The organism is Burkholderia mycopellens (assembly GCF_964265025.1).
Lineage (GTDB): Bacteria > Pseudomonadota > Gammaproteobacteria > Burkholderiales > Burkholderiaceae > Burkholderia.
Window position 1 is genome coordinate 3703857 of record NZ_OZ183802.1, and the last position, 23782, is coordinate 3727638.

Annotated in this window: 23 protein-coding genes; 13 read left to right on the forward strand and 10 right to left on the reverse strand. The window is 66.9% G+C overall.

Going from position 1 to position 23782, the window contains the following annotated elements; translation table 11 throughout:
* The first annotated feature begins 293 nt into the window (after positions 1-293).
* The 11 genes from ACPTTC_RS17265 to ACPTTC_RS17315 all read left to right on the forward strand — a co-directional run bounded on the left by ACPTTC_RS17265 (position 294) and on the right by ACPTTC_RS17315 (position 13192).
* On the forward strand, positions 294-479 hold the full coding sequence (locus ACPTTC_RS17265) for a hypothetical protein (RefSeq protein ID WP_043184603.1): 186 nt from the start codon (positions 294-296) through the stop codon (positions 477-479).
* Between the two features lie 283 nt (positions 480-762).
* Positions 763-1551, forward strand: a complete 789-nt coding sequence (locus ACPTTC_RS17270; RefSeq protein ID WP_423393187.1) for a gamma-glutamyl-gamma-aminobutyrate hydrolase family protein — start codon at positions 763-765, stop codon at positions 1549-1551.
* A 29-nt stretch (positions 1552-1580) separates the two neighbouring features.
* Entirely contained in the window at positions 1581-2918 is a 1338-nt protein-coding gene (locus ACPTTC_RS17275; protein WP_175951338.1) for a glutamine synthetase family protein, read from the forward strand.
* 37 nt (positions 2919-2955) lie between these two features.
* A complete protein-coding gene (locus ACPTTC_RS17280; RefSeq protein ID WP_423393188.1) occupies positions 2956-4398 on the forward strand; it encodes an aspartate aminotransferase family protein in 1443 nt (480 codons plus the stop codon).
* Positions 4399-4459: 61 nt separating this feature from the next.
* Positions 4460-5575, forward strand: a complete 1116-nt coding sequence (locus ACPTTC_RS17285) for a polyamine ABC transporter substrate-binding protein (RefSeq protein WP_423393189.1) — start codon at positions 4460-4462, stop codon at positions 5573-5575.
* Positions 5576-5763: 188 nt separating this feature from the next.
* Positions 5764-6918, forward strand: a complete 1155-nt coding sequence (locus tag ACPTTC_RS17290) for an ABC transporter ATP-binding protein (RefSeq protein WP_423393190.1) — start codon at positions 5764-5766, stop codon at positions 6916-6918.
* A gap of 10 nt (positions 6919-6928) precedes the next feature.
* On the forward strand, positions 6929-7915 hold the full coding sequence (locus ACPTTC_RS17295) for an ABC transporter permease subunit (RefSeq protein WP_423393374.1): 987 nt from the start codon (positions 6929-6931) through the stop codon (positions 7913-7915).
* A complete protein-coding gene (locus ACPTTC_RS17300; RefSeq protein WP_423393191.1) occupies positions 7912-8751 on the forward strand; it encodes an ABC transporter permease subunit in 840 nt (279 codons plus the stop codon). The genes ACPTTC_RS17295 and ACPTTC_RS17300 overlap by 4 nt, the downstream gene beginning before the upstream one ends.
* Before the next feature lie 114 nt (positions 8752-8865).
* On the forward strand, positions 8866-10449 hold the full coding sequence (locus ACPTTC_RS17305; RefSeq protein WP_423393192.1) for a DUF3138 family protein: 1584 nt from the start codon (positions 8866-8868) through the stop codon (positions 10447-10449).
* 111 nt (positions 10450-10560) lie between these two features.
* Positions 10561-11865, forward strand: a complete 1305-nt coding sequence (locus ACPTTC_RS17310) for an NAD(P)/FAD-dependent oxidoreductase (RefSeq protein WP_423393193.1) — start codon at positions 10561-10563, stop codon at positions 11863-11865.
* A gap of 25 nt (positions 11866-11890) precedes the next feature.
* Positions 11891-13192: an NAD(P)/FAD-dependent oxidoreductase gene (locus ACPTTC_RS17315; protein WP_423393194.1), complete on the forward strand. Its 1302-nt coding sequence runs from the start codon at positions 11891-11893 to the stop codon at positions 13190-13192.
* A 96-nt stretch (positions 13193-13288) separates the two neighbouring features.
* Here the strand turns inward: ACPTTC_RS17315 and ACPTTC_RS17320 are convergent, their stop codons facing one another.
* The 3 genes from ACPTTC_RS17320 to ACPTTC_RS17330 all read right to left on the reverse strand — a co-directional run bounded on the left by ACPTTC_RS17320 (position 13289) and on the right by ACPTTC_RS17330 (position 15150).
* Entirely contained in the window at positions 13289-13951 is a 663-nt protein-coding gene (locus tag ACPTTC_RS17320) for a DUF799 domain-containing protein (protein ID WP_175970987.1), read from the reverse strand.
* Between the two features lie 10 nt (positions 13952-13961).
* Entirely contained in the window at positions 13962-14405 is a 444-nt protein-coding gene (locus ACPTTC_RS17325; RefSeq protein ID WP_423393195.1) for a DUF4810 domain-containing protein, read from the reverse strand.
* A 67-nt stretch (positions 14406-14472) separates the two neighbouring features.
* Positions 14473-15150 (reverse strand): CsgG/HfaB family protein, encoded by a 678-nt coding sequence (locus ACPTTC_RS17330; protein WP_175951328.1) that lies wholly within the window; start codon positions 15148-15150, stop codon positions 14473-14475.
* A gap of 440 nt (positions 15151-15590) precedes the next feature.
* On the opposite strand from ACPTTC_RS17330, the gene ACPTTC_RS17335 reads away from it, so the two are divergent.
* On the forward strand, positions 15591-15791 hold the full coding sequence (locus ACPTTC_RS17335; RefSeq protein WP_423393196.1) for a hypothetical protein: 201 nt from the start codon (positions 15591-15593) through the stop codon (positions 15789-15791).
* Here ACPTTC_RS17335 and gor read toward each other — a convergent pair.
* The 6 genes from gor to ACPTTC_RS17365 form a co-directional block, all read right to left on the reverse strand.
* Positions 15788-17146 (reverse strand): glutathione-disulfide reductase, encoded by a 1359-nt coding sequence (gor, locus tag ACPTTC_RS17340; protein WP_423393197.1) that lies wholly within the window; start codon positions 17144-17146, stop codon positions 15788-15790. The two genes, ACPTTC_RS17335 and gor, sit on opposite strands and share 4 nt — an antisense overlap.
* Positions 17147-17388: 242 nt before the next feature.
* A complete protein-coding gene (locus tag ACPTTC_RS17345; protein WP_175951326.1) occupies positions 17389-17613 on the reverse strand; it encodes a hypothetical protein in 225 nt (74 codons plus the stop codon).
* A gap of 374 nt (positions 17614-17987) precedes the next feature.
* The gene (locus ACPTTC_RS17350; protein ID WP_107314348.1) at positions 17988-19109 is read right to left on the reverse strand and encodes a porin; all 1122 of its coding nucleotides are present in this window, start codon (positions 19107-19109) and stop codon (positions 17988-17990) included.
* Between the two features lie 329 nt (positions 19110-19438).
* Positions 19439-20137 carry a YoaK family protein gene (locus tag ACPTTC_RS17355; RefSeq protein WP_226198584.1) on the reverse strand — a complete coding sequence of 233 codons (699 nt, stop codon included), beginning with the start codon at positions 20135-20137 and terminating at the stop codon, positions 19439-19441.
* Positions 20138-20194: 57 nt separating this feature from the next.
* Complete coding sequence (locus ACPTTC_RS17360) at positions 20195-20722, reverse strand: chromate transporter (RefSeq protein ID WP_043184629.1); 528 nt, start codon at positions 20720-20722, stop codon at positions 20195-20197.
* Positions 20719-21357, reverse strand: a complete 639-nt coding sequence (locus ACPTTC_RS17365; protein WP_423393198.1) for a chromate transporter — start codon at positions 21355-21357, stop codon at positions 20719-20721. The genes ACPTTC_RS17360 and ACPTTC_RS17365 overlap by 4 nt, the downstream gene beginning before the upstream one ends.
* 96 nt (positions 21358-21453) lie before the next feature.
* On the opposite strand from ACPTTC_RS17365, the gene ACPTTC_RS17370 reads away from it, so the two are divergent.
* The gene (locus ACPTTC_RS17370) at positions 21454-22338 is read left to right on the forward strand and encodes a transcriptional regulator GcvA (RefSeq protein WP_089457063.1); all 885 of its coding nucleotides are present in this window, start codon (positions 21454-21456) and stop codon (positions 22336-22338) included.
* 58 nt (positions 22339-22396) lie between these two features.
* Here ACPTTC_RS17370 and ACPTTC_RS17375 read toward each other — a convergent pair whose 3' ends face one another.
* A complete protein-coding gene (locus ACPTTC_RS17375) occupies positions 22397-23704 on the reverse strand; it encodes a solute carrier family 23 protein (RefSeq protein WP_226198586.1) in 1308 nt (435 codons plus the stop codon).
* Positions 23705-23782: the final 78 nt, after the last annotated feature.

Below are 23782 nucleotides of genomic sequence, written 5' to 3' on the forward strand. Positions count from 1 at the left end.
GTTCGCACTGCTCGGGAAAGCCCTGATGCAGCACCGTTAAAAAACATTTGACGCCGTTTTTGGCTCGTATATGCTGGCTCTCAGGTTAGCGTCATCACGCTTTCATGGGCAGCAAAAAACGTTATTGCAACGCAAAAATTGAGGCCCATCAATGTAAATAACGTGTAACCGGCACCTCGATTATTTTAAACGCCCAGCGCGTCGAAACGGTCAGGTGTTCAATACTTTCAACAACCCAGTCGAGTGTAATCGTGAGAGTCCGTGGCCCTCTGGTGAGGTGGGATCGAGGCGATGTGCGAAGTTTGCGCAGCGCGGCGTCCGCTTCCGACGACGGCAGTTGCGGCTGGCATAGTCCTCGCCTGCTTCACCTGTCGATCTACACCATCCTGTCCCGTCGTTCCGTTCGGCGTCACAACGCCGTTTCCGCACGCGCATTCGTCGCCGTCGATACGGACGAAGTGGCGTCGCTGTTGCCGTAGCGCCTCTCCCTTCTTTACGTCGTTCGTTTCGTCTGCTGATTCGTCAACCGCATCGTCCGTGCGGTGACGGAACGCGTTCGCGCATTCGTTGCCGCGTCGCGTCTCGCAATGAAACGAACGACGGCCTGATCGTCGCGCGCAGCGCGGATCGCCACGCCATCCCGTTGCGCCCATTCACCAGCGGCCCTGCGTCTCACGCAAGGCTGCGGGGCTGTTGCACGCCGGCGTTTCGCTCCATCCGGCAAGCAAGACGCAACAACCCTCCGGATAACTGATTGACGTCATGGATAGAAGGAAACCCCTCGTCGGCCTCACCGCCGACCATACGCAAATCGGCACACACGCATCGCACACGGTCGGCGACAAGTATGTCGCCGCGATCGTCGACGGCGCGCAGGCGTTCGCCATGGTGCTGCCCGCGCTCGGCGAGCGCCAGTCGGTCGACGACGTACTCGACGCGGTCGACGGCCTGCTGTTTACCGGCAGCTACTCGAACGTCGAGCCACACCTGTACGGCGGCGAACCGAGCGCACCGGGCACGAAGCACGACCCGGCCCGCGACGCGACCACGCTGCCGCTGCTGCGCGCGGCGATCGCCGCGGGCGTGCCCGTGCTGGCCGTCTGCCGCGGCTTCCAGGAACTGAACGTCGCCTGCGGCGGCACGCTGCACCAGCGCGTGCATGAAGTGCCGGGCCTCGCCGATCACCGCGAGGACGACGATGCGCCGATGGACACGCAATACGGCCCCGCGCACGTCGTGCGCCTGACGCCCGGCGGCAAGCTGCACGCGCTCGCCGGCGGCCGCGACGACGTGCAGGTGAACTCGCTGCACAAGCAGGGCATCGCCCAGCTCGGCGCCGGCCTCGCCGTCGAGGCCGTCGCGCCGGACGGCCTGATCGAAGCCGTGAGCGTCGTCGATGCACCGGCTTTCGCCCTCGCCGTGCAGTGGCATCCGGAATGGCGCCATGCGCAGGACCCGCTGTCGAGCGCGATCTTCCGCGCCTTCGGCGATGCCTGCCGCGCCCGCCGCGCTGCCCGCACGCGTGCCATGGCCGCCGCCGCGCTCGCCTGAGCGCGCCGACCAAACCAACGAGAACAGACATGCAAGACATCGAAAGTTTTCTGAAGCAACACCGGATCACCGAAGTCGAGGCGATCATTCCCGACATGGCCGGCATCGCGCGCGGCAAGATCACGCCGCGCAACAAGTTCACGTCCGGCGAATCGATGCGGCTGCCGCAGGCCGTGATGGTGCAGACCGTCACCGGCGAATATCCGGAAGACGGCTCGCTGACCGGCGTGACCGACCCCGACATGGTGTGCGTGCCCGACGAGTCGACGATCCGCCTGATCCCGTGGGCCGTCGACCCGACCGCGCAGGTGATCCACGACTGTGTGCACTTCGACGGCTCGCCGGTCGAGATCTCGCCGCGCTACGTGCTGCGCCGCGTGCTCGAGCTGTACAAGGCGAAGGGCTGGAAGCCCGTCGTCGCACCGGAGCTCGAGTTCTACCTGGTCGACATGAACAAGGACCCCGACCTGCCGCTGCGCCCGCCGGTGGGCCGCACGGGCCGCCCCGAAACGGGCCGCCAGTCGTATTCGATCGAGGCCGTCAACGAGTTCGATCCGCTGTTCGAGGACATCTACGAGTACTGCGAAGCACAGAACCTCGACATCGACACGCTGATCCACGAGGTCGGCGCCGCGCAGATGGAGATCAACTTCATGCACGGCGACGCGCTGTCGCTGGCCGACCAGGTGTTCCTGTTCAAGCGCACCGTGCGCGAGGCCGCGCTGCGTCACAACATGTACGCGACGTTCATGGCCAAGCCGATGGAAGACGAGCCGGGTTCGGCGATGCACGTGCACCAGAGCATCGTCGACGAGGAAACGGGCCAGAACCTGTTCACGTCGCCGGAAACCGGCGGCGCGACGTCGATGTTCTACAACTACCTCGCGGGGCTGCAGAAGTACACGCCGGCACTGATGCCGATCTTCGCACCGTACATCAACTCGTATCGCCGCCTGTCGCGCTTCATGGCCGCGCCGATCAACGTGCAGTGGGGCTACGACAACCGCACGGTCGGCTTCCGCATCCCGCACTCGGGCCCGTCCGCGCGCCGGATCGAGAACCGCATTCCGGGCGTCGACTGCAACCCGTACCTCGCGCTCGCCGCGACGCTCGCGGCCGGCTATCTCGGCATGACGCAGCGCCTGGAGCCGACCGAGCCGCTCGTCAGCGACGGCTACGAACTGCCGTACCAGTTGCCGCGCAACCTCGAGGAAGGGCTGACGCTGATGGCCGCCTGCGAGCCGCTCGGCGAGATCCTCGGCCACAAGTTCCTGAAGGCGTATTTCGCGCTGAAGGAAACCGAATACGAAGCGTTCTTCCGCGTGATCAGCTCGTGGGAACGCCGCCATCTGCTGCTGCACGTCTGAGCGTGCACACAACCGAATACGGAATCACGGAGGAAACATGACTTACCGCAACGACTCTGCCTGGATCCAGCCGGCCGCGCCGAGCGCCACGGCCGCAGCGCCCCGCGCGACGCAGGCACGCACGACCGCCGAATACCGCGCGCTCGATGCCGCGCACCACATCCACCCGTTCTCGGACATGGGCGCGTTGAACCGCGCGGGCAGCCGCGTGATCGTGAAGGCCGACGGCGTCTACCTGTGGGACTCGGACGGCAACAAGGTCATCGACGGGATGGCCGGCCTGTGGTGCGTGAACGTCGGCTACGGCCGCAAGGAACTCGCCGACGCCGCGTATCGCCAAATCCAGGAACTGCCGTTCTACAACACGTTCTTCAAGACCACGCACCCGCCGGTAATCGAGCTTTCCGCGATGCTCGCGGAAGTCACGCCCGCCGGCTTCAACCACTTCTTCTATTGCAACAGCGGCTCGGAAGGCAACGACACCGTGCTGCGCCTCGTGCACCAGTACTGGCGCGTGCAAGGCCAGCCGCAGAAGAAATATGTGATCTCGCGCAAGAACGGCTATCACGGCTCGACGATCGCCGGCGGCACGCTCGGCGGGATGGGCTACATGCACGAGCAGATGCCGTCGAAGGTCGAGCACATCGTGCATATCGACCAGCCGTATTTCTTCGGCGAAGCAGCGGCCGGTGAAACGCCGGAAGCGTTCGGCCTGGCCCGCGCGCAGCAGCTCGAAGCGAAGATCCTCGAACTCGGCGCGGAGAACGTCGCCGCGTTCATCGGCGAGCCGTTCCAGGGCGCGGGCGGCGTGATTTTCCCGCCGTCGACGTACTGGCCTGAAATCCAGCGGATCTGCCGCAAGTACGACATCCTGCTGGTGGCCGACGAAGTGATCGGCGGCTTCGGCCGCACCGGCGAATGGTTCGCACACCAGCATTTCGGCTTCGAGCCCGATCTGATCACGATGGCGAAGGGCCTCACGTCGGGCTACGTGCCGATGGGCGCCGTCGGCATTCACGAGCGCGTGGCGCGCCCGATCATCGACAACGGCGAATTCAACCACGGCCTCACATACTCGGGGCACCCGGTTGCAGCGGCCGTCGCGGTCGCGAACCTGAAGCTGCTGCGCGACGAAGGGATCGTCGAGCGCGTGAAGAACGACACGGGCCCGTACTTCCAGGCGCTGATGCGCGAAACCTTCGCGCGTCACCCGATCGTCGGCGAAGTGCACGGCCACGGCCTCGTCGCGAGCCTGCAACTCGCCGAGGCGCCGGCCGAACGCCGCCGCTTCGCGAACGGCGGCGACGTCGGCACGATCTGCCGCGACTTCTGCTTCAACGGCAACCTGATCATGCGTGCGACCGGCGACCGGATGCTGCTGTCGCCGCCGCTCGTGATCTCGCGTCCGGAAATTGATGAACTCGTATCGAAGGCGAAAAAAGCAGTCGATGCAACCGCCCAGCAACTGGGTATTTCGTAACGGTTTTGCCTACAGGCGTGCGGCGGGCGCCGCACGTCGCCATAACCAGGGGAACTCCACCATGCGTGCCTGCTTTCTTCGCCAAGCCTGCTCCGTTGCCGCCCTTGCCGCCGCGGCAGCATTCACGTCGATCGCCAGCCCGTCGGCGCATGCCGAAGAGCTGAATGTCTACAACTGGTCCGACTACATCGCACCGGACACGATCCCGAACTTCCAGAAGCAGACGGGCATCCACGTCAAGTACGACAACTACGACAGCGACGACACGCTTCAGGCGAAGCTGCTTGCCGGCAGTTCGGGCTACGACATCGTCGTGCCGACGTCGAACTACATGGCCAAGCAGATCCAGGCCGGCGTGTACCAGAAGCTCGACAAGTCGAAGCTGCCGAACCTCGCGAACCTCGACCCGCTGCTGATGAAGATGATCTCGGATGCCGATCCGGGCAACCAGTACGGCGTGCCCTGGGCCTACGGCACGGACGGCATCGGCTACAACGCGCAGGCGGTGAAGAAGGCGCTCGGCGACAAGGCGCCGGTCGACAGCTGGGCGCTGGTATTCGACCCGGCGAACATGGAGAAGCTGAAGGGCTGCGGCGTGTCGTTCCTCGACCAGGCCGTCGACGTGTTCGCCGCCACGCTGCAGTACATGGGCAAGGATCCGAACAGCAAGAACCCCGGCGACTACCAGGCTGCATTCGAAGTCCTGAAGAAAGTCCGCCCGTACATCACCCAGTTCAACTCGTCCGGCTACATCAACGACCTCGCGAACAACGACGTGTGCGTCGCGCTCGGCTGGTCGGGCGACGTCGGCATCGCGCATCGCCGCTCGGCCGAAGCGAAGCGTTCGTACGACATCAAGTTCTCGAACCCGAAGGAAGGCGGCCTGCTGTGGTTCGACGTGATGGTGATCCCGAAGGATGCACCGCACCCCGAGGCCGCGCTGAAGTGGATCAACTACATTTCCGATCCGAAGGTCAACGCGGCGATCACCAACACGGTGTTCTACCCGACCGCGAACAAGGCCGCGCACCAGTTCGTCACGCCGGCCGTCGCGCAGGACCCGACCGTCTACCCGCCTGAAGACGTGCTGAAGAAGATGGTGCTGATGAAGCCGATGCCGGCCGACATCCTGCGCCTCCAGAACCGCCTGTGGGCCCAATTGAAGACCGGCCACTGATCGCCCTGCATTCCGGCGGCGCAGGCATCGCTCGACGCCTGCCCGCCTGAGATCCGCGGACCTCCGTCCGCCCGCGCGCGTCGCGCGCACTGTTCCATCCGGCACGAGCCGTCGTCCGTGAGTCGCATCGCGCGCCTCGCGCGGGGACGCTCACGCCTGCAATCCGTGAAGAACGAATGGTGAATCCCATGCAATCGATACCCTCTTCCGCTGCTGCACGACAGACCCAACCGGCCCCCGCGGCCCGTACGCAAAACGATGCTTTCGTGCGCATCGAGAACGTCGTGAAGAAATTCGGCGACAGCACGGCCGTCGACAACGTGAACCTGACGATCGCGAAAAACGAGCTGTTCGCGCTGCTCGGCAGCTCGGGCTGCGGCAAGTCGACGTTGCTGCGCATGCTCGCCGGGCTCGAGACGGCCACCTCCGGCAAGATCTTCGTCGACGGCGAGGATCTCGCCGCGCTGCCGCCGTACCGCCGCCCGGTGAACATGATGTTCCAGTCGTACGCGCTGTTCCCGCACATGACGGTCGAATCGAACGTCGCGTTCGGCCTGAAGCAGGAAGGCACGCCGAAAAACGAGATCAAGGAACGCGTGGCCGACGCACTCGCGCTCGTGCAGATGAGCAAGTACGCGAAGCGCAAGCCGCACCAGCTCTCCGGCGGCCAGCAGCAGCGCGTCGCGCTGGCCCGCTCGCTGGTCAAGCGCCCGAAGCTGCTGCTGCTCGACGAGCCGATGTCCGCGCTCGACAAGAAGATCCGCCAGAAGACCCAGCTCGAGTTGGTCAACATCATCGAGAAGGTCGACGTGACCTGCGTGATGGTCACGCACGACCAGGAAGAAGCGATGACGATGGCCAGCCGCCTCGCGGTGATGAGCGAAGGCAAGATCGTGCAGATCGGCTCGCCCGGCGAAGTCTACGAATACCCGAACAGCCGCTTCTCGGCCGAATTCATCGGCTCGACCAACCTGTTCGAGGGGCGCGTGGTCGAGGACGAACCCGACCACATCTTCGTCGAGAGCGACGACCTCGAGGCGCGCATGTACGTGAGCCACGGCGTGACGGGCCCGCTCGGGATGCCGGTCGGCATCTCGGTGCGCCCGGAGCGCGTGCACGTGTCGCGCGAAAAGCCGGGTTCGAAACACAACTGGGCGCGCGGCGTCGTGACCGACATCGCGTACATGGGCAGCTACTCGCTGTATCACGTGCGCCTGCCGAGCGGCAAGACGGTGGTGTCGAACCTGTCGAGTTCGCACCTGATGAACGACGGCGCGCCGGCGTGGAACGACGACGTGTTCGTGTCGTGGTCGCCGGCCAGCGGCGTCGTGCTGACGCAATGAGGGCGACATGATGAGAACCTCCGCTTCCACGCCGTCCGCGCCGGTGTCGTCCGGCGCCGCGAGCACCGGCGCCGGCCGGGCGCGCCCGGGCCGCTTCGCCGCGCTGTCGCGCTTGTTGCCGTCGGGCCGCAGCGTCGCGATCGGCGTGCCGTTCATGTGGCTCGCGATCTTCTTCGCGCTGCCGTTCGTGCTGGTGCTGAAGATCAGCTTCGCCGACCAGGTGATGGGCATTCCGCCGTACACATCGCTCGTCGAGTTCAAGGACGGCGTCGTGCACTTCGCGCTGCAGCTGTCGCACTACGCGTTCCTGCTGCAGGACGACCTGTACATCGCGACCTACCTCAGCTCGCTGAAGATGGCCGCCGTGTCGACGGTGCTGTGCCTGCTGATCGGCTATCCGATGGCGTACTACATCGCCCGCTCGGAACCGAACCGCCGTAACGTGCTGATGATGGCCGTGATGCTGCCGTTCTGGACGTCGTTCCTGATCCGCGTGTACGCATGGATCGGCATCCTGAAGGATGACGGCCTGCTGAACCACACGCTGATCGCGCTCGGCATCATCCACACGCCGCTGCGGCTGTATCACAGCGACGCGGGCGTCTACATCGGGATGGTCTATTCGTACCTGCCGTTCATGGTGATGCCGCTGTACGCGCACCTCGTGAAGATGGACCTCACGCTGCTCGAAGCCGCGTACGACCTCGGCGCGAAACCGTGGGTCGCGTTCACGCGCATCACGCTGCCGCTGTCGAAGAACGGGATCATCGCCGGCAGCCTGCTGGTGTTCATCCCGGCGGTGGGCGAGTACGTGATTCCAGAGCTGCTCGGCGGCGCCGACACGCTGATGATCGGCCGCGTGATGTGGGATGAATTCTTCAACAACATGGACTGGCCGATGGCGTCCGCGGTGACGGTCGCGATGGTGATGCTGCTGCTGGTGCCGATGGCGCTGTTCCAGTACTACCAGGTCAAGGAACTGGAGGACGCGAAATGATCAAGCCGAGCAAACCGCTGTCGACGGGCGTACTCGCCTTCGGCTTCCTGTTCCTGTACATCCCGATCATCAGCCTGGTCGTGTACTCGTTCAACGAGTCGAAGCTGGTGACGGTGTGGTCGGGCTTCTCGCTGAAGTGGTACGCGGCGCTGCTGGACGACGACGAGCTGTTGAGCGCGGCGTGGCTGTCGCTGAAGATCGGCCTGCTGACCGCGACCGCGTCGGTCGTGATCGGCACGTGGGCGGGCTTCGTGCTCGCGCGCTTCGGCCGCTTCAGGGGCTTCACGCTGTACACGGGGATGATCAACGCGCCGCTGGTGATTCCGGAGGTGATCCAGGGCATCTCGCTGCTGCTGCTGTTCGTGGCGCTGGAGCAGATGTTCGGCTGGCCGAAGGGGCGCGGGATGCTGACGATCTGGATCGGTCACGTGATGCTGTGCGTGTCGTACGTGGCGATCATCGTGCAGTCGCGCGTGAAGGAGATGAACAAGTCGCTGGAAGAGGCGGCGCTGGACCTGGGGGCGACGCCGCTGAAGGTGTTCTTCGTGGTGACGCTGCCGCTGATCTCGCAGGCGCTGCTGTCGGGGTGGCTGCTGTCGTTCACGCTGTCGATCGACGACCTGGTGCTGTCGGCGTTCCTGTCGGGGCCGGGCTCGACGACGCTGCCGCTGGTGGTGTTCTCGCGCGTGCGGCTGGGGCTGAACCCGGAGATGAACGCACTGGCGACGCTGTTCATCACGGCGGTGACGATCGGCGTGATCGTCGTGAACCGGATGATGATCGCCCGCGAACGCCGCCGCGTGGCGGACATGAAGGCGGCGTTCGCGGTGGCGTGACGCCCCTCCGGCTTCAAGGATAACAAGCACTGCAGACAAGCACGATGCGCTGCCCCAGGGGGGGGCGCGCGATTCGATTCCGATTTGACAGGCCCACGACAAGGAGAATCCGCAATGAAGAAGAAACTGATCTGCCTGCTGGTGGCCGGCGCGTTGCCGGGCATCGCGCTGGCCGGTTCCACATCCGCCGAGATCAAGGCGCTGCAGGCGCAGGTCGCCGCGTTGCAGAAACAGATGAAGGCGATGCAGGCGCAGCTGTCGGCGAAGGGCGGCACCGCGCCCCTCCAGGCCGGCACGAAGGCGGGGGCCGGCGCCGGTGCGGCGCCGGTCGCCGTGGCCGTCGATCCGAGCTCGCCGGACTACGGCAAGGCGCAGGCCACGCTGACCAACGACGAGGTCGGCGAGATGAAGCAGCAGATCGCGAACCAGCAGCTGAAGGTCGACTCGCTGACGGACGCGGCCAATACGGGCCCGCTCGCCGGCCTGTCGGTGACGGGCTACATCGACCCGACCTACATCTACAACCGCGCGGCCGGCACGTCGTCGTTCCTGTTCGCGAACCACGAGAACGCGTACAACTACTTCAACAGCACGTTCGGCGACCTGTACCTCGACATCAAGAAGACGTTCGGCGTCGGCCCGATGGCGCCGTCGGCGGAAATCACGCTGATGCCGAACCGCGGCAACGGCATCACGCTGCTGCAGAACTCGCGCGGCTCGATCACCGACAACCTGCTGAACACCGCGGTCGTCAACGTGCCGATCACCGCCGAAACGACGCTGGTCGCCGGCCTGATCCCGAGCTTCGGCGGCTACGAGGTGCAGCAGTCGAACCAGATGCTCACGCTCACGCACAACCTGCTGTACGACTTCTCCGACCCGGGCAGCTACGTGGGTGCCGGGGCGAACTACACGAAGGGCAACTGGGCGTGGAAGTTCTTCGTCGGCAACGAGCAGTACCGTACGTACGGTTCGGTCACGCAGACGGGCACCAATGCGCTCGGCGATCCGATCACGACCAGCAACAAGGTGCCGACCTTCACCGCGCGAGCCGACTACACGTGGTCGAGCGCGCTCGACATCGGCGGATCGTTCAACATCGGCCGCCAGACGCTCTCGAGCTCGATCGATTCGAACGGCGTCGTGCACTACGGCCCGGGCGCCAACGCACCGAGCGGCTATGGCACGTTCTTCTTCGCGGAAGCCGATGCGACCTATACGCTCGCCGACGTCCAGTACAACGCCGAACTCGACTACGGCCAGCAGCAGCATGCGGCATACAACGGCGGGCTCGCGCAGTGGTACGGCCTGTCGCTGCTCGCGCACCGCAAGTTCAACGCGCCGGTGGTCGGCCGCATGGGCGTGACGCTGCGCTACGATGCGCTCGTGAACAGCAAGAACGGCGGCGGCGGCGGCGGCATCGCGCTGAACGGCAACGGGATGGATCCGAACAACGGCTTCGGCATCGATTCGGACTGCCTCGCGACGTCGAAGGCCGGCGGTGGCCTCGGCTTCGAGTGCAAGGGCGCGATCCGTCAGGACGTTGCGCTCGACCTGCTGTTCTATCCGACCCAGCAGATCACCGTGAAGGTCGAATACCGCCACGACTGGGCGAACAACAAGGTGTTCCTGCGCAACGACGGGTCGTACGGCAAGTCCAACGACCTGCTCGCGACGCAGTTCATCTATTCGTTCTGACGCAGCGCGCGCGGGACGCCGTGCCGTGCGCACGGCGTCCCGCGCCGTTTTTACCGGCCGGCTGACGGTGCGCGACGCACCGCCGCCGGCTGCAACGAGGGAGTCGGTTTCATGACGCAGTCTTTCACCCGCCGCGCCGACGCGCTCGCGCGCGACTCGTACTACGAAGCGACGGCCGTGCGGCCCGTGGATGACGACCCCGGGCTCGACGCCACGATCGACGTCGACGTCTGCGTGATCGGCGCCGGCTTCGCGGGCCTGTCGACCGCGCTCGACTGCCGCGCTCGCGGGCTGTCCGTCGCAGTGATCGACGCGCACCGGCCCGGCTGGGGCGCATCGGGCCGCAACGGCGGCCAGGCGATCACCGGCTTCGCGAAGGACGAGGAGATCGAGCGGCAGCTCGGCGCCGACGGCGCGCGTGCCGCGTGGTCGCTGTCGCTCGACGGTGTCGCACTGATCGCCGAGCGGATCGCGCGCTACGGGATCGACTGCGATTTCACGCGCGGCTACCTGACGGTCGCGACGAAGCCGCGCCGCGTCGACGACCTGCATGCCTGGATGGACGCCGCAACCCGGCGCTGGGGCCATCCGTCGCTGTCATGGCTCGACACCGGCGAGATCCGCACGCGCATCGCGTCGACCCGCTATCTCGCAGGGGTCTACGATCCGCTGTCGGGCCACCTGCATCCGCTCAAGTACTGCCTCGGCCTCGCCGACGCCGCCCGGCGCGAAGGCGTCGCGCTGTATGCGCATACGCCCGCGCTCGACATCGTGCGCGGCGCGCGGCCCGTCGTGCGCACGCCGTCGGGCGAGGTGCGGTGCCGCTTCGTCGTGTCGTGCTGCAACGCGGGCCCCGGCGGTGTGCTGCCGGCCGCGACGGCCGCGCGCATCGCGCCGATCGCGTCGACCATCATCGCGACCGAACCGCTCGGCCAGGCGCGCGCCGATGCGCTGATCGCGCGGCGCGAAGCCGTGTGCGACAACAACTTCTTCCTCGACTATTTCCGGCTGTCGGCCGACCACCGGATGCTGTTCGGCGGCCGCGCGAATTCGGCCGGTGCATCGCCCGCCACGCTCGCCGAAACGATCCGGCGGCGCATGGTCGGCGTGTTTCCGCAGCTCGGCGACGTGCGCGTCGACCACGCGTGGGGCGGCTTCGTCGACGTCACACGCAATCGCGCGCCGGATTTCGGCGCCCTCGACCCGAACGTCTTCTACGTCCAGGGCTTCAGCGGCCACGGCGTCGCGCTCACCGGCATCGCCGGACGCGCGGTCGCCGGCGCGATCGCGGGCGACACGCGCGCGTTCGACCTGTTCGCGCGCATACGTCACCGGCGCTTCCCCGGCGGCGACGCATGGCGGCAACCCGCGCTCGAACTCGGGATGCTGTACCACCGCGTGCGCGAGCTGTTCTGAGCCCACTTTCTCCGTTCTCCTGATCATGCAGACATTCGCCAACCAGCCGCACGTCGCGTCCTACTACGCGGCGACCGCCAACGATACGACCCGCCATGCGCCGCTCGCCGGCACGACCGATGCCGACGTGTGCGTGATCGGCGCGGGCCTCACGGGCCTGTCCGCCGCGCTCAACCTCGCCGAGCGCGGCCATTCGGTGACCGTGCTCGAAGCGTCGCGGGTCGGATGGGCGGCGAGCGGCCGCAACGGCGGCCAGTTGATCGGCGGGTTTGCATGCGACATCGACACGTTCGGGCAATTCATGCCGGAAGCCGACGTGAAGCGGATCTGGGACATGGGGCTCGAAACGCTGTCGCTCGTGAAGTCGCGCATCGCACAGCACCACATCGACTGCGCGCTGGTGCCCGGCTACCTGACCGCCGCGAACACCGAACGCGATGCCGACGCGCTGAAACGCTGGCGCGACGAAGCCGCGAAGCGCTTCGGCTACGACCGCTTCCACTTCGTCGAAGCCGACGAACTCGGCGACTACGTACAGTCCGAGCGCTATTGCGGCGGCCTGTACGACCCGGACAGCGGCCACCTCCATCCGCTCAACTACACGCTCGGCCTCGCCCGCGCGGCGGTCGATGCTGGCGTGCGCATTCACGAGGACAGCTGCGTGACGCGCGTGCGCGACGTCGCGGGCGGCCATGTCGTCGAGACGAGCGGCGGCAACGTGCGCGCGCGCTTCGTCGTGCTCGCCTGCAATACCTTCGTCGGCACGCTGGCGCCCGCGCTGTCGAAGAAGATCATGCCGGTCGGCACGTATGTGATCGCGACCGAGCCGCTCGGCGACGCGCGCGCCGCCGCGCTGATGCCCGCACGCGCGGCGATCTGCGACAGCCGCTTCGTGCTCGACTATTTCCGGCCGGCGCCCGACACGCGGCTCGTGTGGGGCGGCAAGGTCAGCTATTCGACGCGGGAGCCGCGCGATCTCGCGGCGGCGATGCGCGCGGACATGCTGAAGACGTTCCCGCAGCTCGCGGACGTGAAGATCGACTACGCATGGGGCGGCTTCGTCGACATCACGATGAATCGCGCGCCGCACTTCGGCCGCATCGCGCCGACGATGTATTTCGCGCAGGGATTCTCGGGGCACGGCGTGAACACGACCGCGCTCGCAGGCAAGCTGATCGCCGAGGCGATCGATGGACAGGCGAGCCGCTTCGACCTGTTCGACAAGATCCGCCATCGCGACTTCCCGGGCGGCGAGGCATTGCGCACGCCGGCGCTCGTGCTCGCGATGAGCTGGTACCGGCTGCTCGACGCGTTCGGCGTGCATTGAACCGTCACGCGTGCGCCGGCTTCCCGGCGCCGTATCCATGCAAAACGGCTGCGCATCGACGCAGCCGTTTTGCGTTGATGGCGCGCGCGACGCGCGTCAGTCGGTGCCGTACTTCGGCGAGTGCGGGCCGTACAGCAGGCCGGTCGGCGGCCCCGCCGTCAGCAGCCGGCCGCTCGTGAACGCCGCTACGTCGTGGCTCTGGTCCATCAGCGTGTTCGCAACCTGCTTGACCGCGGCCATCACGAGCATGCCGATCAGGCTGCCGCCGTTGTTGCCGCCCTCGTCGCTGGCCGCGCTGGCCTGGCCTTGCCACAGCACGTCGCCGGTGCGCAGGTCGACGAGCTTGGTCGACGCGGACACGACCGTCGCGCTCGCGATGATCCGGTATACGGTGCCGTACTGCGAAACCTTCGTGTACAGCGCGGCATCCGCGCCGAAGATTTCGCGCAGTTTCGCGGGCGGCGTCTCCTGGATCTCGGCCGCGTTGGTCAGGCCGTTCTGCTTGAAGGTCTCGTCCATCACCGCGACCGGCACGACGTAATAGCCGGATTCGGCGAGCGGCAACGTCATCTGCGACAGCATCCCGTAGGTCGCGCCGACCTCGGACGTTTCGTTGACCGGCGGCAGCACGAGGATCGAGCGCGGCTGGCTCTTCTTGAACGCCGTGTAGTCTGGGCGTTTCACCGGCTGCGCGCACGCGCTCAGCAGCGCGACGAGCGACAGCACGGACATCAGCTTGAATGAGAGGGTCTTGAACATGGCGGGCGCGTCACTGTTTGGCGGAGGTCGGATCGGCATTCTTCCGGCCGGCGATCGTCTGGCCGGCGCCCTGCTGCGCGGCGGCCTTCGGATCCGCCGCCTTCGGCGCACCGGTTTTCTTCTTCAGCAGGAAATCCATGTAGGTCGCGGATTCCGGGAACAGCTGCTTCTCGGCCTGCAATTCCTGCTCGGCCTGCTGCTCGTTGCCGACGCTCGCGTACAGCATCCCCAGATGCGCATGGAAACCCGGCGGCGGCGTATGGCCCTTGCCGCGGATGTCCTGCAGCGCCTTTTCGAGCGCGTCGATCTGTTCCTGCGGCGACTTCTGCCCCTTGAAGTACTCGTACACCTGCGGCTGATAGCCCGTCCACTGATACAGCGGCGGCGTGGAGCTCGCGCAGCCGGCGAGCAGCAATGCAGCGGCCGTCGCCGGCAGCCAGTTACCCCGTTTCATGGTCTTGTCTCGTTTGATGTCGTGGTGAATCGATCGGCCCGTGCGCCGGCCCCGGCGCACGCGGCACTCACTGCGCCGCCTTCAGCGCACCGGCGTCGACCTGGTCGACAAGGTGATTCACGGCTTCCTGGATCGCGAGGTCCAGTACCTTGCCGTTCAGCGTCGAGTCGTAGCCGGCCGTGCCGCCGAAACCGATCACTTCGCGGTTCGACAGGCTGAATTCGCCCGCGCCCTGGCTCGATGCGATGACTTCCGACGTCGTCGTGTCGACGATGTTCAGGTTGACCTTCGCGTACGCGACCTGCGTCTTGCCGCGGCCGAGAATGCCGAACAGCTGGTGATCGCCGACGTCCTTGCGGCCGAATTCGGTCACGTCGCCCGTCACCACGTAGTTCGCGCCCTTCACGGCCTGCGCCTTCTTCATGAAGCCGGCTTCCTGCTTGATCTCGTCGAGATTCTCGCGATCGAGCACGTTGAAGCGCCGGCTCTGCTGCAGGCGCGTGACGAGGATCGTCTTCGCCTGCCCGCCCAGGCGGTCGATGCCGTCCGAGAAGATGCCGCGCATGTAGCTCGAGCGGTTGTCGAACTTGCCGACGGCGATCGCGACAGGCTTGCCCGCATACGGCTTCTGCGCGCTGCTGACGGGCGGCACGTCGAGCGTGCGCGACGATTCGGTCGCGCAGCCGGACAGCGCTGCGACGACCGCTGCCGCCACGAGAACGGTGCGTCGTGTCTGAATGTTCACTGCTGGTCTCCTTGCATGAAAAGATGGCCCTGAGCGGGCGCGCCGGCTCGCGGACGATCCGGCGGTCGAAACGGCTACGGTGCGAACGGGGATGCGCGCATCGGTGCGACGCGCGCGCGCATTCATCGCCGGGCTGGCGATCGTGTCAGGTGACAGGCAGGTGCGTGCAACGGACGTGTTGCGGCACAAAGCGGATGGGCGACGCGATACGCGACTGATTCGCGTACGGGCGCTATGTCTTGATTCTGGTTACTGCGCTGTTGATCGCGCATGGCCGGCCCCGGATATGATTTTTCGCGATCATATCAAGCCTTGTTATCGGGACGAGGTGTCTTGATAATAATTGACGATTTTCTTACATTTACATGAATAACGCCTGCAACTCCGCCCTGAGACCTTGCCGGACAATGCCTTTCCGACATCGGAACGGAGCATCTTGATTGCTCGCTTTTGCCACGGCGCATCGCGCGCCGGCCCGCCAATATCAACGCATATTGCCGGCGACGCTCGTCCGAATTGCCAATGCATTGAAAACAATCGCCGAGAATAATCCGGCTTTATTGCGCCAGAAAATGGCTCGCCGGCGCATTCCCGATCCGGCAATCCGGCGCACATTCGACGCGCATGTCCGCTCCTGCTAGCCGGCCACCTTCTGCCGCATCGTCACGAACTCCTCGGCCGCGGTCGGGTGAATGCCGATCGTGTCGTCGAACTGCGCCTTCGTCGCGCCCGCGCGAATCGCGATCGCGATCCCCTGGATGATCTCGCCCGCGTCGCGGCCGACCATGTGCGCGCCGACCACGCGCTGGCTGTCGCGCGCGACGACGAGCTTCATCAGCGTGCGCTCGTCGCGGCCCGACAGCGTATGGCGCAGCGCCTTGAACGACGTGCGGTAGATGTCGACGTCGCCATCGTACAGGTCGCGCGCGGTCGACTCGGTGAGGCCGACCGTCGCGACCTCGGGCTGGCTGAACACCGCCGACGGCACCCATTCGTGATCGGCCGCGACGCGCGACCCGCCGAACAACGTGCGCGCGAGCAGCCCGCCGTCGCGCGTCGCGACAGGCGTGAGCTGCGGCCGCGACGTGACGTCGCCGATCGCATGGATCGAAGGCACCGACGTCGCCGAATACGCATCGACAGCAATCGCGCCGCGCGCATCGAGCGCCACCCCCGCCTGTTCGAGCCCGAGCCCGCCGACGTTCGGCACGCGGCCGGTCGCATAGAGCACTGCGTCGTACGGCCCGTGCCGCGCAGCGCCGACGCGCACGCTCAGCGTGCCGTCGTCCGCGCGCTCGATCGACTCGACCACCGCGCGCGCGTGGATCGTGACGCCCTGCTTCGTCATCTCGTCGGTCAGGAACTGGCGCACGTCGTCGTCGAAGCCGCGCAGGATCTTCTCGCCGCGATAGAACAGGTCGACGTGGCTGCCGAAGCCGTTGAAGATGCCCGCGAACTCGACCGCGATATAACCGCCGCCGACCACCGCGATGCGTTTGGGCAACGCGGCAAGCGACAGCGCCTCGCGCGACGTGATCGCATGCTCGATGCCGGGCCGCGCCGGCAGCGACGGGCGCGAACCGGTCGCGATCGCGATGTGGCGCGCGCGGATCGTGCGTTCGCCGATCGCGACCGTGTGCGCATCGACGAGCGTCGCGCGCCCCGCGTGCATCTCGACGCCCGATTGCCGCAGCAGGTTGATGTAGATGTCGCTGAGCCGGTTGATCTCGCGATCCTTCGCGGCGATCAGCGCGGGCCAGTCGAGCGCGCCGGCGCCGAAGGTCCAGCCGAAGCCCTTCGCGTCCTCGACTTCATGCGGGTAGTGCGATGCGTAGACGAGCAGCTTCTTCGGAATGCAGCCGCGCAGCACGCAGGTGCCGCCGATCTGCTCTTGTTCCGCTATGCCGACGCGCGCGCCGTAAGACGCGGACATGCGCGCAAGCCGCACGCCGCCCGAGCCGGCGCCGATGACGAACAGGTCGTAATCGAAATCCATCGCATCCCCTCATCGCAGTTCGGATGAAGGCACGATAGCAAGATTCCGGAATTCCTGCGGCGCACGGCGCCGCCACGCGTGCCCAATAAAAAACGGCGAGAGACGTCGCCTCTCGCCGGTCAAACCGGTTGCCGGGTGTGCCATGCGTCACCGATCGACCGCATGCCCGACCTGCCGGCCGCGCGGCACCGATCCGCCCGGGCGCGCGAAGGGCGCGCCCACGGCCGGACCAGCCGCCATGCTCATGCCTGCGACGTGTCGCTGCCGTCCGTCGCCTGCGTGTCGTCTGCCTGCTGCGGCTGCTCTTCCTTCTTCTCGAGCATGCCTTCGACCGCTTCCGCACCCTTGAAGCCGGCGACGGCGGCTGCCGCCTTGGTCAGCAGGCCCGCATCCGGATCCAGCTTTTCCGCGCCTTCGACAGCCGCGACTGCGCCAGCGATTTCACCCACGGTGTTCAGGATACCCATCGTCATCCCCTTTCAAGAAAATCGTGAGCGCATCGTCCCACGAAAAAAACCGGCGGACCGCGATTGTCATCACCGGATACACAAGTTACGCCCCAGGCCGGCCGCACTCGACGAGCGCAACCGGAACGACGCACGCGCGCGCCTGACGGCACGCAACGGGCGATGCACGCAGCGTAGCGGAAACGCTTCGCGCGTACTGTAAAAGTATGTTCTGGATTGCCGACGGAACCCTTACGGCGCGGGGGTCTCGTGATGAAGCATTCGCCGAATAGTCGTGCGCGCGTATGAAGGTCGCGTGACGAAAAAAAGAGGCGCCTGGCGGCGCCCCTTCGATACCCGCCGGACGACTGCCGGCGCATGCGTTCCGACGTTCGTCAGAAGATATTGCGCAGGCCGATCGCGATGCCGGTCTGGTTGCTGCGGCCCGGCAGCTCGACGTTCGCCGCGCCGTTCGTCTTGTTGAAGTCGACGGTGCCGTAGACTTCCGTGCGCTTGCTGAGTGCGTACTCGGCGATGCCGACGACCGCGTAGCGGTTGCCGCTCGCGAGCGTGCCGTTCGTGGTCATCGCATTGCGCATGTGGTCGTAGTAGAACGCGCCCGTCAGCGTCAGCGGCGCGCTGACCTGCCAGCTCACGCCCGCGAACGGACCGTCATCGATCCGGCCGGTGCCCTTCGCGACCGGAATCGTCTGCTGCGCGAGCAGGCTGTCGACGAAGCCCGTGTCGTCCTTCGAGCGCAGGTAGCCCGCGTAGATCTTCGCCTTGCTGAACGCATACACGACGTTCGCGTGATAGATCGTCTGCTTGCGCGCCGAGTTGTCGCTGTTCTGCTGCGCGCCGGCCGCGATGCTGAGCGGACCCATCACGTACGACAGCGACACGCCCCACGCATTGCCCTTGCCGAGCGAACCCGGGATCTGGCCCGAGAAGCCGCCGGCGCCGGTCGATTCGTAGTTGGTGCCGGTCGAGTACATCGCCTTCGCGGTCAGCCCGTCGAACTTGCCCGTGTACTTGATCTGGTTGTCCGCATACAGGCCGCCGCCGAGTGCGACCGGCAGCCACGCGTTTTCGAGGTAGTTGCCGACCGTCAGCGGATCGTAGGTGTCCGACAGCAGATCGAACAGCGGCGTCTTCTGGCGGCCGAGGGTCACCGTGCCGTACGGGCTCTGCAGGCCGACGTACGCTGCGCGGTTGAACAGGCGGCCGCTGTCGGCGAAGGCGCCGTTCTGCAGGTTCACGCCGCTCTCGAGGTTGAACACGGCCTTCAGGCCGCCGCCGAGGTCTTCCGTGCCGTAGATGCCGAAGCGGCTGTTCGTGATCGCGCCGTTGGTCATCGACAGCAGGCCGTCGTTCTTGGCGTTGGCGTTGGTCAGGTAGCGGATGCTGGCGTCGGCGACGCCCCAGAGCGTCACGGAACTTTGTGCGGCCGCGTACTGGCTGGCAAATGCGAGCGCGGCGCCCCCTGCGATGGCTGCGAGTCGGGTGGTCTGCTTCACGAGCTTTCCTTTTTGTAGGTGTCTCCGTTCATGGCCGGCCGCGTGCGCAGCCGGGTGGCGATCGCTCACGCTCCTGGCGCGCGCGATGTGGGCTGAATCATATGACGAGTGCAATCGCTGAAAGAAATTGAAATGCGCGGTAACGGCGGAACTGTCGCCCGCGCACAACGCCGCGCGCGCGAGGCTTGCCCGGCGGGCGTCGGGCACCGCACGGCAGCGATCGCTCGCGCGGCTTACGGCATGTCGGATCTGTAAGGATCGCGCGGCAGGCGCCGCGGATCGGACGCAGGCCCGGGGCGCACGCGGCGGTGCGCCCGCGGGATGCGCGGCTATGCCGCCGCCGGGCCGCCGTCGGCCGTGTGCCGGCGCCATGCGCGCCGCACGATTTCCGCGAACGCGCCGACGAGCAGCAGCACGGCGCCCCACAGCGCGCCTTCCGGCACGAGCCGCGTCACGAGGCCGCCCGCCACCGCGCCGGCCAGGAAGCAGAAGCTGATCGTCGCGAGCAGCGCCGAGTCGTGCAGCGCGCCCGCGTCGTAGCGCGGGATCAGCCCGACGAACAGCTTCTGCGCGGCGCGCCGCAGGTTGCCGGTGGTCATCACCGACGTGTACGACAGTTCCTCGAGATGGGTGAACGACAGCGTCTGCAGCGTCGCGACGAACGAAATGCCCGGAATCAGCCACGCGCTCGACGCGCCGACGAGGCCGCTCGCGGCGACGCCGAGAAAGGCGATCTCGACGAGCAGGCACGCGAACGCCGTGTGCTTCATCCAGCCGCGCTGCGCGGCGAGGCCGAGCAGGTGCGCGACGAATACCGCGATCACGAAGCCGACGAGCGGCGGCACGTGATGCAGCGCGGCGGCCCAGTCGCCCGCCGACAGGTTGATGCCGAGCAGCGCGACGTTGCCGGTCATCGTGTTCGCGAACACGTGGCCATGGCCGACATACGTGTACGCGTCGAGATAGCCGCCGGACAGCGTCAGCAACGCGGCGACAGTGAGATTGCGGCTGGCGCCGTCGAGATCCATCGAGCCTCCCGTGAAGATTCGCGCCAGTATGGCGCACGGGCGGTCAGTGTGCGCGGGTCACTGCCCGATGCCCGTGAGCCCGATCAGCGCGCCGCCCGCGAGCAGCCACAGCGGATGGATGCGCGTGCGCCACGCGAGCACCGCGCACGCGGCCGTGATGCCCCACTGGATCGCCGTGCGGTTCGACGCCTCGGAGATCAGCACCGCGCTTGCCGCAACGAGCCCGGCGGTGACGGGCATCATCCCCTGCTGCACGTAGCGGCGCCACGGCCGGTCGCGAAAGCGCTCCCACGCATGCAGCGCGAGCACGGTGACGATCGACGACGGCCCGAACTTCGCGAGCGACGCGACCAGCAGCCCGCTCCAGCCGGCCACATGCCAGCCGACCAGCGACACGATCATCATGTTCGGCCCGGGCGCCGCCTGGGCCAGCGCGAACAGCGCGGTGAACTCGTGCGCGCTCATCCAGTGATGGACGTCGACGACCTGCCGCTGCATCTCCGGCAGGATCGTGTTGCCGCCGCCGAATGCGAGCAGCGACAACTGGCTGAAGATCGTCGCGATGGCGATCAGCGTGTCGTTCATGGCCGGCCCCCTGGCTGCGCGTCGCGCGCCGCGGCCGGCGCGGGCTGCGGCGTGTCCGCGTCGCGGCGCCGCGACGCGAGCCAGATGCTGAGCGGCGTCAGCACGAGCATCGCGGTCAGCAGCGGGATGCGCAGCACCGCGATCGCGACGAACGCGAGCGCCGCGATGCCGGCCGCCGCACGCGCGTGCCGCAACGGCTTCAAGACCTTCACGGCCATCGCGACGAGCAGCCCGGCCGCCGCCGCGGCGAGCCCCGCGAACAGGTGCTGCACGCGCGGATCGTTCTGCGTCTTCGCGTACAGCACGCCGAGCGCGACGACGACGAGCGTCGGGCCCGCGATCAGCCCGAGAATGCCGGCGAACGCGCCGGCGACACCGCGAAAGCGCATGCCGACGGCCACCGACAGGTTGATCACGTTGCCGCCCGGCAGGAACTGGCACAGCCCGAGCAGATCGGTGAATTCGTCGGCGGAAAGCCACTTGCGCTCTTCCACGATGGTGCGCCGCGCGAACGGCAGCGCGCCGCCGAACGACATGAGGCCAAGCGACAGGAAACCGGTGAACAGCTCGGCGAGGCCGATGCTGCGGGGGGAAGCGGCCGGCGGCGGTGCGGCAGGCGGAGAAGCGGATTGCATGGGGTTCCTTATCAAACGGTGACCCGAGGTTACCGCCGTTCGGCATGCCGGCAAAACGATTTTATCGGCGCGACTTTGTGATCTAGAATCACAAGCATGGCACGCGACCTCCCGCCCTTTTCCGCGCTTCGGGCCTTTGAAGCCGCGGCACGACATGAAAGCTTCAGCGCTGCCGGCGACGAGCTGCATGTGACTCACGGTGCCATCAGCCGGCAGATTGCCGGGTTCGAGGCCTGGCTCGGCAAGCCGGTGTTCCACCGCTACGGCAAGCGCGTGAAGCTCACCGACGAAGGCCGCCGCTACCTGGATACCGTGCGCGCGGCGTTCGACAGCATCGCGCTCGCGACCGAGCAGCTGCGCAACACGGGCGCGGCACGCGTGCTGCGCATCAATGCGCTGCCGACCTTCGCGATGAAATGGCTGCTGCCGCGCCTGTCGCGGTTCCAGCGCGACGTACCGAACGTCGAGCTGAAGCTGTCGACGTCGAATGCGCCGCTCGACACGCTCGACGGCTTCGATGTCGCGATCCGCCGCGGCCCCGGCCACTGGCCGAACTGCACGAGCGGCCACTTCCTCGACGAAAGCGTGATTCCCGTCTGCAGCCCCGCGCTGCTCAAGCGCGTGCCGATCGCGCGCGCGGACGATCTCGCGCGCCATGTGCTGCTGCATTCGGATACGCGGCCGGAAGGCTGGCGCGACTGGTTCGCGGCGGCCGGCGTGGCGATGAAGGGGCGCAAGCGGCAGTCGTTCGACCACTTCTACCTGGCGCTGCAGGCGGCCGTCGACGGGCTCGGCGTCGCGCTCGGCCCGTTGCCGCTGATCGACGACGAGCTCGCGAGCGGCCGGCTCGTGATGCCGCTGGAGGGGCCGCGCATCGCGACGCGCAGCTACTGGTGGATCGCGCCGCGCGCGCCGGCCGACGATCCGCTCGTCGCGCAGTTCTGCGCGTGGCTGCAGACGCAGTCGAACGTCGGCGCGTAGCGCGTCGACGTTTGACGCGGACCATGACGCGGGCGGCACGACACCGCCCGCCGCAGGCTCAGACCACCGGGCCCGGTTCCTTTTCCTTGCGCAGGATCGCGTAAAGGATGATCGCGCCGAACGTCGCGGTGCCGATCCCGCCGAGCCCGAAGCCGCCGATCTTCAGCGAGAAGTCGCCGGCGCCGAGCACCAGCGTGACGGCCGCGACGATCAGGTTGCGGTTGTCGGAGAAGTCGACCTTGTTGACGACCCAGATCCGCGCGCCCGTCACCGCGATCAGCCCGAACACGACGATCGACACGCCGCCGAGCACGGGGCCCGGAATCGTCTGGATCACCGCACCGAACTTCGGCGAGAAGCCGAGCACGATCGCGATCAGCGCGGCGACCGCGAACACGAGCGTCGAGTAGATCCGCGTGACGGCCATCACGCCGATGTTCTCCGCGTAGGTCGTCACGCCCGTGCCGCCGACGCTGCCCGACACGATCGTCGCGAGCCCGTCGCCGATGAACGCGCGGCCCACGTAGCGATCGAGGTTCGCGCCCGTCATCGCGCTGACGGCCTTGATGTGGCCGAGGTTTTCCGCAACCAGGATCACCGCGATCGGCGCCAGCATCAGCATCGCGTGCGGATCGAACACCGGCGCGCGGAAGCTCGGCACCCCGAACCAGGCCGCATGCTCGACGATCGAGAAATCGATCGGCTTGCCGAGCCCCATCCCGTTGGTCGCGACCGCGTAGATCGCGTAGGCGATCACCAGCCCCACCAGGATCAGCAGGCGCTGCACCATCCCGCGCGAGAACACCGCGACGCCGCCGACGCACAGCACCGTGACGAGCGCCATCACCGATTCGAAGGTCGACCCGGACACGCCCTTGACCGCGATCGGCGCCAGGTTCAGCCCGATCACCGCGACCACCGCGCCGGTCACGACGGGCGGCATCAGCGTCTCGATCCAGTTCGTGCCGATCGCCTGCACCAGCGCGCCGATCGCGACGTACACGACGCCGCACGCGACGATCCCGCCGAGTGCGACCGGGATGTTCGGGTTCGGGCCGCTGCCGCCGTAGCCGGTCACCGCGATCACGAGGCCGATGAACGCGAAGCTCGAGCCGAGGTAGCTCGGCACGCGGCCGCCGACCAGCACGAAGAACAGCAGCGTGCCGATCCCCGACATGAAGATGCACAGGTTCGGGTCGAAGCCCATCAGCAGCGGCGCGAGCACGGTCGAGCCGAACATCGCGACGACGTGCTGCACGCCCATCGCAACCATCTGCGGCCACGCGAGGCGCTCGTCGGGGCCGACCACGCGCGAGGCCGCGCCGGTCGATTGCACCCGCCAGCGCGGGAAGTAGGAATCGGACATGGGGAAAAGGGCTCCTGTCGGTCGCCGGCTGCGGAGGATGCGCCGGTCTGGAATCTGGCGCGAGTTTACGGAGCGGAA